This window comes from Roseicella aerolata (assembly GCF_020523605.1).
Lineage (GTDB): Bacteria > Pseudomonadota > Alphaproteobacteria > Acetobacterales > Acetobacteraceae > Paracraurococcus > Paracraurococcus aerolatus.
The window spans coordinates 39,212-52,373 of the sequence record NZ_JAJAQI010000002.1 but is presented as its reverse complement, the minus strand read 5'-3'; the positions used below and the strand labels follow the sequence as shown (position 1 = coordinate 52,373).

12 protein-coding genes are annotated in these 13,162 nt (G+C 73.5%); 7 read left to right on the top strand and 5 right to left on the bottom strand.

What is annotated here, in order from left to right; genetic code table 11:
- Positions 1–21: 21 nt before the first annotated feature.
- Both LHA35_RS01520 and LHA35_RS01515 read right to left on the bottom strand, forming a co-directional pair.
- The gene (locus tag LHA35_RS01520; protein ID WP_226603612.1) at positions 22–642 is read right to left on the bottom strand and encodes a thioredoxin domain-containing protein; all 621 of its coding nucleotides are present in this window, start codon (positions 640–642) and stop codon (positions 22–24) included.
- 46 nt (positions 643–688) lie between these two features.
- Complete coding sequence (locus tag LHA35_RS01515) at positions 689–1,186, bottom strand: DUF721 domain-containing protein (RefSeq protein WP_226603611.1); 498 nt, start codon at positions 1,184–1,186, stop codon at positions 689–691.
- Between LHA35_RS01515 and LHA35_RS01510 the strand changes: the two genes are divergently transcribed.
- Both LHA35_RS01510 and LHA35_RS01505 read left to right on the top strand, forming a co-directional pair.
- Positions 1,187–2,257, top strand: coding sequence for an A/G-specific adenine glycosylase (locus LHA35_RS01510; RefSeq protein ID WP_226603608.1), 1,071 nt, complete (start codon positions 1,187–1,189; stop codon positions 2,255–2,257).
- 103 nt (positions 2,258–2,360) lie between these two features.
- Positions 2,361–2,879, top strand: a complete 519-nt coding sequence (locus LHA35_RS01505) for a biotin transporter BioY (protein ID WP_226603605.1) — start codon at positions 2,361–2,363, stop codon at positions 2,877–2,879.
- Between the two features lie 137 nt (positions 2,880–3,016).
- On the opposite strand, the gene LHA35_RS01500 is transcribed toward LHA35_RS01505, so the two are convergent.
- Positions 3,017–4,231, bottom strand: a complete 1,215-nt coding sequence (locus LHA35_RS01500; protein ID WP_226603603.1) for a M20/M25/M40 family metallo-hydrolase — start codon at positions 4,229–4,231, stop codon at positions 3,017–3,019.
- Between the two features lie 118 nt (positions 4,232–4,349).
- Between LHA35_RS01500 and LHA35_RS01495 the strand changes: the two genes are divergently transcribed.
- Complete coding sequence (locus LHA35_RS01495) at positions 4,350–6,188, top strand: GH39 family glycosyl hydrolase (RefSeq protein WP_226603601.1); 1,839 nt, start codon at positions 4,350–4,352, stop codon at positions 6,186–6,188.
- A gap of 466 nt (positions 6,189–6,654) precedes the next feature.
- Entirely contained in the window at positions 6,655–7,524 is an 870-nt protein-coding gene (locus LHA35_RS01490) for a hypothetical protein (protein ID WP_226603598.1), read from the top strand.
- 81 nt (positions 7,525–7,605) lie between these two features.
- On the opposite strand, the gene LHA35_RS01485 is transcribed toward LHA35_RS01490, so the two are convergent.
- A complete protein-coding gene (locus tag LHA35_RS01485; RefSeq protein ID WP_226603596.1) occupies positions 7,606–8,331 on the bottom strand; it encodes an SGNH/GDSL hydrolase family protein in 726 nt (241 codons plus the stop codon).
- A gap of 113 nt (positions 8,332–8,444) precedes the next feature.
- Here LHA35_RS01485 and LHA35_RS01480 point away from each other — a divergent pair, with 113 nt between their 5' ends.
- The 3 genes from LHA35_RS01480 (at position 8,445) to glcF (ending at position 11,836) form a co-directional block, all read left to right on the top strand.
- A complete protein-coding gene (locus tag LHA35_RS01480) occupies positions 8,445–9,650 on the top strand; it encodes an OpgC family protein (protein ID WP_226603594.1) in 1,206 nt (401 codons plus the stop codon).
- Positions 9,647–10,408 (top strand): SGNH/GDSL hydrolase family protein, encoded by a 762-nt coding sequence (locus LHA35_RS01475; protein WP_226603591.1) that lies wholly within the window; start codon positions 9,647–9,649, stop codon positions 10,406–10,408. Before LHA35_RS01480 ends, LHA35_RS01475 begins: the two co-directional genes overlap by 4 nt.
- 105 nt (positions 10,409–10,513) lie before the next feature.
- On the top strand, positions 10,514–11,836 hold the full coding sequence (gene glcF, locus LHA35_RS01470) for a glycolate oxidase subunit GlcF (protein ID WP_226603589.1): 1,323 nt from the start codon (positions 10,514–10,516) through the stop codon (positions 11,834–11,836).
- A 158-nt stretch (positions 11,837–11,994) separates the two neighbouring features.
- On the opposite strand, the gene LHA35_RS01465 is transcribed toward glcF, so the two are convergent.
- Positions 11,995–13,083, bottom strand: a complete 1,089-nt coding sequence (locus LHA35_RS01465; RefSeq protein WP_226603587.1) for a YihY/virulence factor BrkB family protein — start codon at positions 13,081–13,083, stop codon at positions 11,995–11,997.
- Positions 13,084–13,162 lie beyond the last annotated feature (79 nt).

The following is a 13,162-nucleotide window of genomic DNA, read 5'->3' as shown; positions in this document are numbered from 1 at the left end:
CGGCGGCTGCTGCCTCCTCGCTCAAGCCTGGCGGACTTCCGTGGCGAGTTGCGCGAACCGGTCGAAGGAGAGGTTGCCGGACTGGTTGACGGTCTTCTGCCGGCCCTGGAAGGAGAAGCTGGGCGTCGCCCGCACGTCGAACTCCCGCTCCGCCATGGCCCGATCGCCGAGGATGGCGCGCTTCAGCCCCTCATCGGCCTGCACCTGGTCGAACTGCGCCCTGGACATGCCAGCCAGCGCCGCCAGCTTGGCGAGTTCCGCGATGGGGTCGCCACCCCGGCTGAAGGCCCAGCGGTCCTGCGTGGTCAGCAGGGTGCCGATGAAGCCCTCATAACGCTCGGCCGGCAGGCTGCGGGCGACCGCCGCGGCGGTGAGCGCAACCTGGTCGAGCGGGAAGTCCCGCCAGATCAGGCGGACGGCGCCGGTCTCCACCAGTTCCCGCTTCACCCGCGGATAGGTGTCCCGGTGGAAGGCGGCGCAGTGGCTGCAGGTGAGGGAGAAGAACTCCATCACCTTCACCGGCGCGTCCGGCCGGCCGATGCCGCGCTCGGCCATGCGGGGATCGGTCCCCTGGGCGTGCAGGGCGGGCGCCGTCGCGGCCAGCGCGGTGGCGGCGAGGAGGGTACGGCGGGGCAGGCGCATGCGGCCTCCGATTGTCTCTGGCGTCGACTCCGGCCGCCGGTGGCGGTCAGCGGCCATTCCGATAAACGCCCCGGCCGAGCTTTGCCAGCGCCGCGCGCAATTCCTCCCCCGGGACCGTGGAGACGGCCTGCTCGACCTGGCTCGGCAGGGGGGCATCCGGGGCGGGGCGGGGCGGTGCCGGTCCCGGAGCGGCGGCCTGCTGGACGAAGCGCAGCCGCTCCACCGTCACCTTCCCGAGATGGCCGTTGATCCGGGCGATGAGCTGGGGGGCGAGATGGGAAAGTTCCATCGCCACCGGCCCGGCGCAGGCGATGGTGAGTGTGCCCGAGCTGAGCCGCCGGGGGGTGGTGACGGCGGCCAGCGCCGGGCCCACCACCTCCGCCCAATCGGCCATGAGCTGCGCGCCGGCCGGGCTCTTCTTCCGGAATACCGGCCGGGTGAGGGCGGGGATGAGCGCGCCGAGCGGCCGCGGCCCCCAAGGGGAACGAACACCTTGCGAGCGGGCGGGGGTGAAGGCGTCGCGCTTCCCGCTATCCTTGGCCATATGTCCGCCCCTTCCGCAAAGCTGCCCCCGGCCGCGCCGCTGCTTGCCTGGTATGACCGCCACCGCCGCGTGCTGCCCTTCCGCAGCCAGGGCGGTCCAGGCGGCGGACACCCCAATCCTTATCAGGTCTGGCTCTCCGAGGTGATGCTGCAGCAGACCACGGTCGCTGCCGTCGGGCCGCGCTTCGACCGGTTCCTGGCGCGCTTCCCGACCGTCGAGGCCCTGGCCGCGGCGCCCGAGGGCGATGTCATGGAGGAATGGGCCGGCCTTGGCTACTACGCCCGCGCCCGCAACCTGCATGCCTGCGCCAGGCTGGTGGCCGGGCAGGGCGGCTTCCCGCGCGACGCGGCCGGGCTGCGGGAGCTGCCGGGCATCGGCGCCTACACCGCCGCGGCGGTGGCGGCGATCGCATTCGGCCAGCCCGTGGTGCCGGTGGACGGCAATGTGGAGCGGGTGGTGGCGCGGCTGGCCGCCGAGGAAGCGCCGCTGCCCGGCGCCAGGCCGCGACTCGCCGCGCTGGCCGGGGGCTTCATGGAGGATCCGGCGGCGCGGGCGCGGCCGGGAGACTTCGCCCAGGCGCTGTTCGACCTCGGCGCCACCATCTGCACGCCACGCGCGCCCGCCTGCGCCCTCTGCCCCTGGCGCGGGGATTGCGCGGCGCAGCAGCGCGGCCTTCAGGAGGAATTGCCGCGCAAGGCACCGAAGCGGGCGCGGCCGCTGCGGCATGGGGTGCATTTCCTGCTGACCGATTCGGTCGGGCAGGTGCTGCTGCGCCGCCGGCCGCCGCGCGGGCTGCTGGGCGGCATGCTGGAGGTGCCGGGCACGCCCTGGCGGGACGAGAGATGGGGGGAGGCGGAGGCGCAGGATTTCGCCCCGCTGCCCGGCCTGTCCTGGCGCCGCGTGCCGGGCTTGGCGCGGCACGGCTTCACGCATTTCGAGTTGGAGATGGTGCTGCTGGCGGCCGAGATTCCCGCCTTGCTGCCACCGGACGGGATGGAGGCGCGGCCGCTGGCCGAGGCCGAATCGGCGCTGCCGACGGTGATGCGCCGCTTGCTCCACCTGCCGCGCTGACCGGGCCGGGCTTCGCGCCGGCCTGCGCGCACGCGGTTCGAACCGGCGCTTGCCGCCGGGCCCGCGCCATGGGAGAGGCGGCGCCCCTTTCGGAGTAGCGGATGTGAACGACCTTGCCCTCTCCCCGCCGCGTGCCCTGCGGCTTGCCGGCGCGGCCCTGCTCGGCTCCGCCATCCTGGCCGCGAGCGCCCAGGTCAGCCTGCCCTTCTGGCCGGTGCCGGCAACCCTGCAGAGCCTGGCGGTGCTGCTGCTCGGCGCCATCGGCGGCGCGCCGGTCGGCCTCGCCGCGGTCGGGCTCTACCTGCTCGAGGGCGCGCTGGGCCTGCCGGTCTTCGCCGGCGGCACGGGCGGCCCGGCGGTGCTGGCGGGCCCGACCGCGGGCTATCTGCTGGGCTTCCTGCCGGCGGCCTGGATCGCCGGCCAGGCGGCGGGGCGGGGCCTCGCGGCGCAGGCCGCCCTGCTGCTGGCGGCGCATCTCGTCCTCTTCATCCCCGGAGTCGCCTGGCTCGCCGGCTTCACCGGGCTGGAGAAGGCCTGGATGGCCGGCTTCCTGCTCTTCGTGCCGGGCACGCTGGTGAAGACCGGCCTTGCGCTCGCCCTGCTGCGCGCCCTGAAGCGCTGAGCCGGCGCGGCCGGGGCACCACACGGCCTGCCCGGACCGATCACCCCATCGGGGAGCGGGCCGGGCAGCATCGTCTCCGCGGGTCCCATGCGTCATGGCCGTGACCGGCCATGACGGAGTTGCGGCCCCGCCGGTTGCTACGCCTCCATCCCCGCCACGGCGAGGATCGTCGCCAGGCTCGCCGACATGCCGCGCAGGCTCTCGCGCGGCTCGACATCGATCCATTCCTCCAGCGAATGCGCCCGGCCGCCGCTGCCGCCCGAGCCGATCTTGATCGCGGGGATGCCGAGGCTCATCGGGATGTTCGCATCCGTCGAGGAGTATTCGTGCCGCGGCGCGTAGCCATGCGCCGCGACGGCGGCGGTGGCGAGCCGGACGATGGCGGCATCCATCGGCGTATGGCCGGCCGGGCGGTCGCCGATCGGCCGGCATTCCACCGTGACCGCGCCTTCCTTCGTCGAGCGCGCGGCATTCTCGGCGGCGACCGCCGTCTCGACGCCCGCCAGGAATTCGCGCTCCAGCCGGGCCAGTTCCGCGGCTGACCGGCTGCGCAGGTCCACCTCCATCCAGACCTCGTTCGGGATGGCGTTCACCGAGGTGCCGCCGCCGAGCACGCTCACGCAATGCGTGGTCTGCGGGTCGGCGGGCGCCGCGAGGTCCGAGAGGGTCAGCGCCGCGCGCGCCATGGCATAGGCGGGGTTGACCAGGCCGAAGGCGCCGAAGCTGTGGCCGCCCGGGCCGCGGAAGGTGACCCGGTAGCGCTTGCTGCCGATGCCGCCGGTGACGATGCGGTCCACCTCCGGGCTGTCCACGGTGAAGAAGGCCTCCACGTTGTGGCGGTGGCGCCCTTCGGTGAAGAAGTGCCGCACGCCGCGCAGATCGCCGAGCCCTTCCTCCCCCACATCGCCGAGAAAGAGGATGTCCGCCCGCGTGCGGATGCCGGCGGCGTCCATGGCGCGGAGGAAGGCGAGGTTCACCGCGAGGCTGCGGGTGTCGTCGCCGATGCCGGGGGCGAGGAGCCGCGTCCCCTCCCGCCGCACGCGAACATCCGTGCCGGCGGGGAAGACCGTGTCGAGATGCGCAGCGACGACGACCGTCGCGCCGTTCCCGGTGCCGCGGCGGCGGCCCATGACATTGCCGATCGCGTCCTGCTCCACCTCCTCCAGCCCATGGGCGCGCAGCATCTCCAGATAGGCCGCGGCGCGCTTCTCCTCGCCGAAGGGCGGGGCGGGGATCTCGGTGAGGGCGATGATGTCGGCGACGGTGCGGTCGTGCTCGCGCTCCATCACCGCGACGGCGTCGCGGAAGCGCGGGTCGGCGAGGATGCGGGCGATGGTCGCGTCGGCGGTCATGCTGGGGTCCCTGGGAGCGTCGGGCGGAGATCGGGGCAGGTCGCGCCCGGCGTCAAGCGGCGGCGGAACGGGCCCGGATGGCAACCGTTCTCGGCCCGGCGCGGATGGGGAGGGGGCGATGGCGGCACGGCGGGCGGTGCTGGCAGGGATGGCCGCGGCGGCCGTGGCGCCGGGGACGCCTCCGCGCGCGCAGGCCGGGCCGGGCGCGGTGTCCGCGCATGCCACGATCGGGGAGTTCCGCCGCGGCGAGTTCGACATGGTCGGCGTCTTCGACGCGGACTGGCTGCCGGAGCCGCGCATGGCGCGGATGCTGGACGCCATGGCGGCCTCGCCCGGGGCCTTCGGCGCGGTGCGGTTCTTCGGCCTGCTGAATGCGGGGGAGCGGGAGCAGACCTTCCCGACGGGCAGCGGCAGCACCTGGCCGTCGCCGGAGGCGCCGATGGACTTCTCGCCCTCCTTCGCGGCGCTCGACGCCCTGGTCTCGCGCGGCCTGATTCCCTTCATCGCGCTGACCTTCTTCCCCGCCGCCGTCTCGCCTTCCCCGATCGCGCCGCCGGACGGCTTCGCGCGCTGGCAGGCGCTGCTGCGCGGCTTCCTCGATGCCGCCGTCGCGCGCTTCGGCGCGGATGAGGTCGCACGCTGGTGGCTGGAGGTGTGGAACGAGCCGAACATGCCGCCCTTCTGGCAAGGCGATTTCGAACGCTATCTCGATCTCTACCGCGCGACCGCCCATGCGGTGCGCGAGAGCGGCCATCGCCTGCGGCTGGGCGGGCCGGCCATCGCCTGGATGCCGCCTGAGGAAGGGCCGCGGCTGATGCGCCGCTTCCTCGAATTCCTGCGCGACGCGCCGGACATGCCCTGCGACTTCCTCAGCTACCACCGCAAGGGCATCTGGGTGAATGAGGAGACGGAACCGCGAATCAGCCGCCTGGTCGAGGCCGCGGAGCAGACCGCGTCGATGGCGCGGGAACTGGTCCCGGAGCGCTGCCGCGGTCTCGTGCTGGTGAACAACGAGGCCGACATGAAGGTCGGCTTCGACCACCCCTATGCGCCGCGGATGGATGAGCGCTTCCCCTCCTGGCTCGCCGCCGCCGCCATCGGCCATGCCGCGCTGTCGCTGCGGCATGCCGATGCCGGGCTGCGCTTCATGGCGGCGGCGGACAATGCCAACCAGCACCTGGTGCGGGCGCCCTTCGATGGCAGGCGGGCGCTGTTCACGCGGACGGATGCCGGGCCGGCGGACCTCATCAGGCTGCCGGTCTTCCAGTTCTACGAGCTGCTGCGGCTGCTCGGCGACCGCCTGCTGGCGATCGAGCCGGGGCCCGGGCTCTTCCAGGTGACGACGGCGGGCGAGGGGCGGATCTCCGCCCTGATGACGCTGCACCCGGAGGGGCCAGGCGGGCCCCGGCGGCTGCGCTGGACGATCGCCGACCTGCCCTGGCCGCGGGTCAACCTCGCCGTCTTCCGGATCGACGGCGCGCATTCCAATGCCTTCGCCGCGGCGGGGCGGCGGATGCCGGCGCGGGTGGATGCGGCGGCGGCACGCCGGCTGCGGGTGGCGGCGGAACTCGCGGCGCAGCCGCCGCTGCGCTCCGGCCTGGTGCCGGAGGAGGGCGGGCGCCTGTCGCTCGACCTGGTGCTCGACCCCTTCGCCACGCTGCTGGTCTGGGTGACGCCCTTCGACCCCGCGCCGCCTGCCAGGCCCGCCGGCCTGCGCGCCGAGTCGCGCGGCGCCGATGTGCTGCTGCGCTGGGAGGCATCGCGCGCGCCGGAGCTGTTCGGCTATGAGGTGCTGCGGCGCGATCCCGGCCGGCCGTGGCGCGTCGTGGCGCCGGTGCTGCGCGGCGCCGAATGGACCGATACGGCGCCGCCCTCCGGCGCGCTGGACTATCGGCTGCGCGCCCTCTCCGCCTCCGGCAGACGCAGCCCGGCCGTGGCGGTGGCGCTGCGCCGCTGACGGGCCGCCGCCGCGGACAGGGCGGGACCCGCCGCTGTGCCGCCCTGCCGGTCATGGCGGGCCGGAGCCGCCACCGGCAACCCGCCGGCCCGTGGCCTGCCGCCGGCGATCACCACCCCCCCCCGCTACCCGGCCCGGCACGCGGGAGGAGAGGGTGATCATGTTCGCTGCCGTGCGCCCGACATCCAGGATGGCATGGGCAACAAAGCGGTGGAGCAGCCAAGCGCTGCGCCGCGCTCCATGGCAGCGCCGGCCCTGGCGGGGTGCTGCAGCGCTGTGCGTCCGGATCGGACCGACAACGCGGGAGGGACCGGGCGACGCGGTGGTGCCGGGGGGAAAGGGAAGGGCTGTGGGCATCGGCGGCCAGCTTCCCCGGGGATGCGGATTGCGACCCTCGTGCCACAGCCCGGGCCTTCCGGCGCCGCAGGCGAAGACGGCGCTGGCAGGCGGGCCTGCATAGTGTAAATTGAACGCGATCAATCATCACTTTTTTGAGACCAATATGGGAGGGCTGCTCGCCTTGCGCCTGCTCGCACGCGCCATCGGCTTCGGCCTGCTCCTGCTTGCTGCCCTCGTGCCGATCTGCGCCCTGGCCCTGCTGCTGACCTCGGCCGGGCCGGAGGGGCTGCTCGCGCTCGGGCCGGCAGGCTGGGCGAGCCTCGCGGCCGGCCTCGTCCTGCCATCCGGCATCGCGCTGCTCGCGCTCTGCTGGCTGACGCAGCGGCGGGAACTGGCGGAACTGCGCGCCGCGCTGCTGCGCCAGGGCCAGGCCTCCGACAGCCGGCAGCTGGCCCTGCAGGCGCTGGTCGCGGAGACGCGCGAGCAGACCGCCCTGCTGCAGGAGCAGGCGCGGCTGCTGCTCGGCCAGCTTTCCATCGGCAAGCGCCAGGCCGACACGACCCAGGCGCTGATGACCGAGACGCGGCTGGAGCGGCTGGTCGCCGAATGGGACATGACGGGGCGGGAACTGGCCGCGGTCATGGCGGCCATGTGGCGGCTGGTCTTCGGCTGGCGGACGCCCGAGGGGCCGGAGGGGCAGCCTTCGGTGGAACTCCCCCTGCCGGCCGGTCCGGAGCTGGGCCTCGCCATCCTGCGGCTGCTGCCGGCGACGCCGGAGGAGATGGCAAGGTTCGAGGTGGACGAGCGCTTCGTCCGGCAGGCGGCGCATTACCGCGCCATCTTCCGCTCCTTCCTCGATCGCGTGCCCGAGACCGGCCCGGTCAACCGCGCGCTCTTCCTCGATATGGTGCAGGGCCGCCTGGATGCGCGACTCGCGCTGCTGCCGCGCCCCAATCATGCGGCGATCATCGCGCCGCAAACCCTGGCGGCCGAATAGAGAGACGCAGACCGGCCCGGGCCATGGTCCGGCCCGGCGGCACCGCCGCCGCGGGCCGGGGAAGGCAGGGGCCGTCCGGATCTACCGCCTGGCGATCTGTGCCGGCGCCGTCGCCCCGAGGATGGTCCGCGCCAGCGCCTCCGCCACGCAGGCATAGCCGCGGTCGTTATGGTGCAGCCCGTCCGGCGAGAGCATCTCGCCCTGCGGCGTGCCCGCCGCCGCCCAGGCCTGCATCAGCGCGGCGCGCGAGAAGAGCGGCGCGTGGCTTTCGGCGGCCAGGTCGCGGATGGTGGCGTCGAAGCGCTCGAAGCCCGGGGCGTCGAGGATGCGTGGCGCGCGCTGGCTGTCCATCAGCAGCACGTCGATCCCGGCGGCCTGCAGCCGGGCAATGCCGCCGGCGAGCGCGGCGCGGAACTCCTCTGCCGGCATGCCGCGCAGCACGGCATTCGCGCCGGCCTGCCAGACCACCAGGTCCGGCCTGGCGGCCAGCACATCGGCCTCCAGCCGCGCCAGCATCTCCTGCACCTCCTGGCCGCCGATGCCGCGGTTCAGCACCTCGACCGGCAGGCCAGGGAGGGCGGCGCGCAGCCGCGCCTCGAGCTGGGCAGGATAGGCGCGGTCCGGCCCGCTGGCCCCGGCGCCCTCGGTGGAGGAGGAGCCGAAGGCGACGATGGTCAGCGGCTCCCGTTGCTGCATGGCGGCGCGGGTGATCGGCAGGCTCACGCCGGTGACCGGGGCGGGCGGGCAGGGCTCGGCCGCGACGGCGGCAGGCAGCAGCAGGGCGAGGAGGGCGGCGAGGCAGCGCATCCAGCTACTCTGCCAAAAGCGGCAGCGCCGTGCCAGCACGCCCCGGTTGCACGACTCCGTAACGTTGCTTGCATTGCCGCCCGGCCAGGGCAAGCTGCCCGGCGGAGGTGCGGATGCGGGGGCTGATCCGGGGTGGCGGCGGTGCCGCGCGCGACCTGCGGGTCGACTTCTTCCGTGGCCTCGCCCTCTGGTTCATCTTCATCGACCATATCCCGGGCAACCGGCTGGGCGATTTCACCCTTCGCAACATCGCCTTCTGCGATGCGACCGAGGCCTTCGTGCTGCTGGCGGGCTATGCCGCGGGCATGGCCTATGGCGCCGCGCTCGACCGGCGCGGCTGGCTATTCGGCGGCGCGGCGCTGCTGCGGCGGGCCGCTACGCTCTATGTCGCGCATATCTTCCTCTTTGTCGTCTTCGCGGCGCAGGTCGGCTATTCCGCCGCGCTCCTCGACAGCCCGGCCTATCTCGACGAACTGCAGCTCGACCCCTTCCGGGAGCAGCCCTACCACGCGCTGCTGCAGGCGCTGCTGCTGCGCTACCAGCCAGCCTTCCTCGACATCCTGCCGCTCTACATCGCCTTGCTGGCGATGCTGGCGCCGGCGCTGCCGCTGCTGCGGCAGCCGGTGCTGCTGCTCGGGCTGTCGGGCTTGCTCTATGTCCTGGCGCGGCTGCTCGGCCTGAACATGCCGAACTGGATCGATGGCGGCTGGTTCTTCAACCCCTTCGCCTGGCAGTTCCTGTTCTTCATCGGCTGCACGCTGGGCTATGCGCCGCGCCTGGCGGGGGGCGGGCGGGCGCCGGCCCCGGCGGTGCCCTTCCGCCGGGATCTCGCGGCCGCTTCGGTCCTCGTGCTGCTGCTGGGCGCGGCGGCGATGCTGATTCCTTTCCACGCCCCGGAGTGGCTGGCCCTGGTGCCGGAGAGCCTGGGCCTGCTGCTGACCACCATCGACAAGGGCGCGCTGCACCCCTTCCGGCTGCTGTCGATCCTGGCGCTGGCCTATCTGGTCGGCCATGCGGTGCCGCCCGGCGCCGCCTGGGTGCAGGCCAGGGCGGCCGCCCCCTTCGTGCTGATGGGCCAGCACGGGCTGCCGGTGTTCTGCTTCGGCATCTTCCTCTCCTTCCTCGGCAGGCTGGCGCTGGAGCAGTCGGACCGCGGCGTCATGCAGTTCGCGGTCAATTCCGGCGGGCTGGCCGCGCTGGTCGCGGTCGGCGCCATTGCCGCCTGGTACCGGGAGGGCGGGGACCGGAAAGCCGCCACCGGCGCCCCCCGAACGGTCGGCTTGCCCGCGGCGGCGCCGTCTTCTACGACTCCGGCATGATCCGGACAGCGCGGCTTCTCGGCCCGGTGCTGCTGCTCGGCGCGCTGCTCGCCCCGGCGGCGCGGGCCGAGACCCGCGCCTGCGCCGCGCCGCCCGAGCTGCTGGAGGCGGGCGCGCCGCTGCCGGCCACGGTCCGGGCCGCCCGCGCCGGCAGCCTGCGCATCCTGGTCGTCGGCGGCGCCTCCGTGCTCGGTCTCGGCACCAGCGGGCCGGCTGCCGTCTGGCCGGCGCGGCTGGAGGCACTGATCGCGGCGCGCCGCCCGGGCCTGACGGTCGAGGTGGCGGTGCGCGGGCGGCGTGGCCTGACCACCGCGGAGGCCGCCGCGCTGCTGGCCGCGGAACTGGCACAGGCGCCGGCGCACCTCGTCCTCTGGGCCACCGGCACGGTCAGCGCGGTGCGCGGCCTGGAGGTGGACGAGATGGTCGAGGCGCTGAATGCGGGGCTGGAGGCGCTGAAGGCCGCCGGCAGCGATGCGGTGCTGATCGACCCGCAATTCTCCCGCTTCCTGCGCACCAATGCCAATATCGAGCCCTATCTGGGCACCTTGCGGCTGGTGGCGGCGGCGCATCAGGTGCCGCTGCTTCGGCGGTGGGAGCTGATGCGCCACTGGACGGAAACCGGGCAGGTGGATGTCGAGCGGGCGCCGAAGCCCGAGCGCGTGGCGGCGACCGACCGGCTGAACGAGTGCCTGGCCGAGGCCATGGCGGCCCTGCTGCGCAGCGGTGTGGCGGAGGCGCGCGGCCAGCCACGGCCCTGAGCCGGTGCCCCGCCACGGCCGGCCCGGCGGGGGCGGGCGGAGAGCCCCGGTTTCGCCGCCTTCCTCCCCGTCCTATATCCGGAGGGAGGGGGCCCCCATCCGATCATGCAGACCAATTTCGCGCCTGAGCAGCTGAAGGACCCGGATACGCGGGAGAGCAACCAGATCCTCCGCACCTGTGTCCATTGCGGCATGTGCACGGCGACCTGCCCGACCTTCCTGCTGCTGGGCGATGAGCTCGACAGCCCGCGCGGGCGCATCTACCTGATCAAGGACATGCTGGAGAGCGGCCGCCCGGCGACGGCCGAGGTGGTGAAGCATGTCGATCGCTGCCTCTCCTGCCTGTCCTGCATGACCACCTGCCCCTCGGGCGTGCACTACATGCATCTGGTCGATCATGCGCGCCGCTATATCGAGGAGACCTATGACCGGCCCTGGCACGAGAGGCTGCTGCGTCGCGTCCTCTCCTCCATCCTGCCCTACCCCGCGCGGTTCCGTGCGGCGATCTCGGGCGCGCGGCTCGGCCGGCCGCTGGCCGGGCTGATGCCGGGCGGGCATGTGCTCGGGCGCCGGCTGCAGGCCATGCTGAAGCTCGCCCCCGGCGCGCTGCCGCCGCCGAGCCCGATGCAGGCGCCGCAGGTGCATCGCGCACAGGGCCAGCGCCGCGGCCGCGTCGCGCTGCTGACCGGCTGCGCCCAGCAGGTGCTCGCCCCCTCGATCAACGAGGCGACGATCCGCCTGCTGACCCGGATGGGGATCGAGGTGGTGGTGACGAAGGAGCAGGGCTGCTGCGGCGCGCTCGACCACCATATGGGCCAGCACGACCCGGCGATGCGCCTGGCGCGGGCGAACATCCAGGCCTGGAGCCGCGAGATCGAGGGCGAGGGGCTGGACGGCATCGTCATCAACACCTCGGGCTGCGGCACGACGGTGAAGGATTACGGCTTCATGTTCCGCGAGGAGCCGGAGGCCGAGCGCGCCGCGAAGGTCTCGGCACTGGCCATGGATGTTTCCGAGGCGCTGCAGAAATTCGCCTATGCCCCGGTGCGGGAGGCGCCCGGGCTGACGGTGGCCTACCACTCTGCCTGCTCCCTGCAGCACGGGCAGAAGATCACCGCGCTGCCGAAGCAGCTCCTGGTGAAGGCGGGCTTCGCGGTGAAGGACCCGGCCGAGCCGCATATCTGCTGCGGCAGCGCCGGCACCTACAACCTGCTGCAGCCCGAGATCGCTGGGCAGCTCCGGGAGCGGAAGCTCTCCAACCTCAACCGCACCGGCGCCGACCTGATCGCCGCCGGCAATATCGGCTGCTTGACCCAGCTCGGCGGAGATGCGCTGCCGGTGGTGCACACGGTGGAGCTGCTCGACTGGATGGCAGGCGGGCCGGAGCCCGCGGCGATCGGGCAGGCCAGGCGCGCGAAGGCGGCCTGAGGGCCGCCCCGGCCCGCCTGCGGGTCGCGCGCCGCACAGACGAGTGGCGACACGGCTGGTTCTCCCGCGGCCGGCGCGCTGCCGCTGACGCATGAAGGGGGCCAGCGCCGCCGTGCTGCACCGCTCAGCGCGGCGGCGTTGAAGACGCGCCTGGCCGGCTATCCCGCCACCGTGTCCGCCATCCGCGCGCCCCGCGCGCCCATCGGCCGCTCCGGCCCCTTGGTGGTGTCGCGCGCGGTCTGGTGCTCCATCTCCGCATCCAGCTCCGCTCCCACCAGGACGACGGTGGAGGAGAGCCAGATCCAGGTCATGAAGCCGATGACCGCGCCGAGCGAGCCATAGGTCTCGTTGAAATTGCCGAAATTCGTGACATACCAGGAGAAGCCGAGGGAGAAGGCGACCCAGGCAACGGAGGCGAAGGCGCTGCCCCAGCTCACCCAGCGCCACTGCGCCTCCTCGCGGTCCGGGCCATAGCGGTAGAGGCAGGCGAGGAAGAGGGCGACCGCCAGCAGCATGACCGGCCAGCGCGCCAGACGCAGCACCGCATCCAGCGTGCCACCGAGGCCGATGAAGCTCAGCACCACCGGGATCGCCACCACCGCGACCATGGCGAGCACGATGAAGAGGATGCCGGCCAGGGTGAAGGCCATGGTGACCAGCAGGCGCTTGAAGAAGCCGCGCTCCTCCTTTTCCTCGTAGACGATGTTTAGGGAATCGACGAAGGCCTTCATCGCCTGGTTGGCGGACCAGAGCGAGGTGGCGAGGCCGATCACCGCGCCGAAGCCGAGCGTGCCGCTCGCCGTCGCGCTGATGCGCTGCACCTGCTCGGTGAGGATCTCCATGCCGCCGCCCGGGATGACGCCGCCGAGCGCCGCGAGGTGGCCGTTGATCTCCGCCGGGTCGGCGAACAGGCCGTAGATCGAGATCAGCGCCGCCAGGGCGGGGAAGAGGGCAAGCAGGGTGTAGAAGGTGATCCCTGCCGCCTCGGTCAGCACGCGATCCTCGGAGACCTGGTAGGCCGTGCGCTTGAGGATGTCCCACCAGCCGCGGGCCGGGATCTCCGTCGGGCTGGTGGCGGTGCGGCCACGGTCATCGCCTGCCTCGCGCCGGGCCGGGCGATCGGCCCCGCGGGCGACGGCACGGGCCGGCCGGCGCGATTCGCCGCCGCGATTGAGCATGAGCATGACCAAGCCACCGGCGGCGGCGAGGGTGGCGAGCAAGGGATTCGGGCGACGTTCCGCCGGCATGGCCGTCTCCTGAACGCAAGGGGCAGCGGCTTGCGAACGCCTGGATCGCGCAAGGGTGCCCGGAGCGAGGCGATTTGCC

What these genes read in the sequence shown, in the direction of transcription:
- LHA35_RS01480 (WP_226603594.1), top strand. Translation starts at nt 8,445, where the DNA reads ATGCGGGGGCTGATCCGGGGTGGCGGCGGTGCCGCGCGCGACCTGCGG.
- LHA35_RS01475 (WP_226603591.1), top strand. Translation starts at nt 9,647, where the DNA reads ATGATCCGGACAGCGCGGCTTCTCGGCCCGGTGCTGCTGCTCGGCGCG.
- glcF (WP_226603589.1), top strand. Translation starts at nt 10,514, where the DNA reads ATGCAGACCAATTTCGCGCCTGAGCAGCTGAAGGACCCGGATACGCGG.
- LHA35_RS01495 (WP_226603601.1), top strand. Translation starts at nt 4,350, where the DNA reads ATGGCGGCACGGCGGGCGGTGCTGGCAGGGATGGCCGCGGCGGCCGTG.
- LHA35_RS01485 (WP_226603596.1), bottom strand. Translation starts at nt 8,331, where the DNA reads ATGCGCTGCCTCGCCGCCCTCCTCGCCCTGCTGCTGCCTGCCGCCGTC.
- LHA35_RS01515 (WP_226603611.1), bottom strand. Translation starts at nt 1,186, where the DNA reads ATGGCCAAGGATAGCGGGAAGCGCGACGCCTTCACCCCCGCCCGCTCG.
- LHA35_RS01520 (WP_226603612.1), bottom strand. Translation starts at nt 642, where the DNA reads ATGCGCCTGCCCCGCCGTACCCTCCTCGCCGCCACCGCGCTGGCCGCG.
- LHA35_RS01510 (WP_226603608.1), top strand. Translation starts at nt 1,187, where the DNA reads ATGTCCGCCCCTTCCGCAAAGCTGCCCCCGGCCGCGCCGCTGCTTGCC.
- LHA35_RS01465 (WP_226603587.1), bottom strand. Translation starts at nt 13,083, where the DNA reads ATGCCGGCGGAACGTCGCCCGAATCCCTTGCTCGCCACCCTCGCCGCC.
- LHA35_RS01500 (WP_226603603.1), bottom strand. Translation starts at nt 4,231, where the DNA reads ATGACCGCCGACGCGACCATCGCCCGCATCCTCGCCGACCCGCGCTTC.